General features: G+C 42.7%; 1 protein-coding gene. It reads right to left on the minus strand.

Annotated features, from left to right (window positions below):
- Positions 1–171: 171 nt before the first annotated feature.
- Complete coding sequence (locus DXA74_RS15915) at positions 172–1,458, minus strand: IS1380-like element IS613 family transposase (RefSeq protein WP_005805709.1); 1,287 nt, start codon at positions 1,456–1,458, stop codon at positions 172–174.
- Positions 1,459–1,595: the final 137 nt, after the last annotated feature.

Below are 1,595 nucleotides of genomic sequence, written 5' to 3' on the forward strand. Positions count from 1 at the left end.
CCTCAAATCCGCAACTAAGCTCTTCAGCGTCCTTCTTGCGTCTAAACGTCCTCTCATCACTGAATTAGCAGATAAATTGAGGCTGAAATACCCACTTCTGCCCACAATATCCCCTTGCCCCACTATGCGACTTGAGGCAATACGCAGTATCATACCCATAAGTTGTAGGCGTTATCCAAAATCAGTCTGAAAAATATCTGCGTAAGCATTATTACAGGTATAGATATTCAGCACATACCGCCTTGATGTTCTGATCCACTTGGCTGGTACAGAGACAAACCTGAAGACAAACGCTTTTATGCGACTTGTTGCATTGAGTCCGAACCTCTTTACGTCAAGTCTGTGGATAATGGCCTTGTAGAAATTACGGATAAGTGCCGTAAGAAGAAGGAACACAGTGTTCTCTGCCATGAAGGATTTGGGCAATCTGTCCCACCCGAAACCATTGTTCATATCATCGAAGATACGTTCCTTTCCTCCACGAAGGTTATAGAACTCGACAATTTCTCTTGTGGAAGATTCATAGTCGTTAGTCAGGATACAACGGTATGTGTATTCTCCTTCCCAAAGATCCAGCACACCGTCCATCCGTTTCTGTCTTTGAATCACAAGTCGGTATGCTTTACCCTTCCACTTCTCAACAAGAATAGAGTTCAATTCGAACTCAATGCCATTGATTTCCTCAGTCTTCCAGCCTCTAAGAGCAAAGATGTCATTGTAGAGCGAACTGCAGCGGTTTGCGCGGATATAGAAGGATTTGCTGTGTTTCTCTATTTCCTCCACGATTTCCTCGGAACATGATCCACAATCAGCTCTGAAACGATTGATTGTAAGTCCGTTCTGCTCAAATCTCTCAAAGAATCTCTTCAGCGTGTCCTTCTGATGAAAACGAACGTTGGTGTTACCATCGCTATTCTCAATGCCAACAATCAAGTCGTCAATAACCGCCACGCCAGGGCGATAACCAAGGAACTTCTTGTATGTAGGCTTTGCATCATACTTCTCAGTCTCTATGAACTGATGGTCGAAATCAACATCATACATCTCGCCCTCTTTCAGTTGGCCGGATGCAAACATACAATTGAGCAGTAAGGTATTGAGTGTGTCAGCCGTGTTGAAATCGTAGTTCTTACCCGTATCTGATGTGTATGAGATGTTTCCTTGCGTCAGTTCCTTTATCGCTCTGAGGATAGTATCAGAACTACAAGTACGAAGTGTCGGATGGAGCGAGAGATGGTTCATCAAATGAGTAGTGACATCCTCAATGCATGAGCCACCACAGAAGTAGATACTCATGAGGGAACGGACGATTTCACTGTACTGATAACCGAACGAGCTACACCTTAGACCGAGTGTCGAGTCGATTACAGATGACAATGTGGAGTCAAATTGCTCCATGATTGAAAATATTCCTCCAAAAGGAGTGAGCTTCTCGGATTTTATTTGTATTTTTGCCATGCCTGATGAGGTTTTGTTTGATTATTTTTTTGCAACACTAAGTTAAGTGAATCCTCTGACATGGCAAAATCCTGAGCAACTTTTTGTTGCTCAGGTACTTAAAAAAAATATTTTATAATAGTGTTGCGGAATTAAGG

The sequence above is a fragment of the Bacteroides sp. OF04-15BH genome (assembly GCF_003477995.1).
Taxonomy (GTDB): domain Bacteria; phylum Bacteroidota; class Bacteroidia; order Bacteroidales; family Bacteroidaceae; genus Paraprevotella.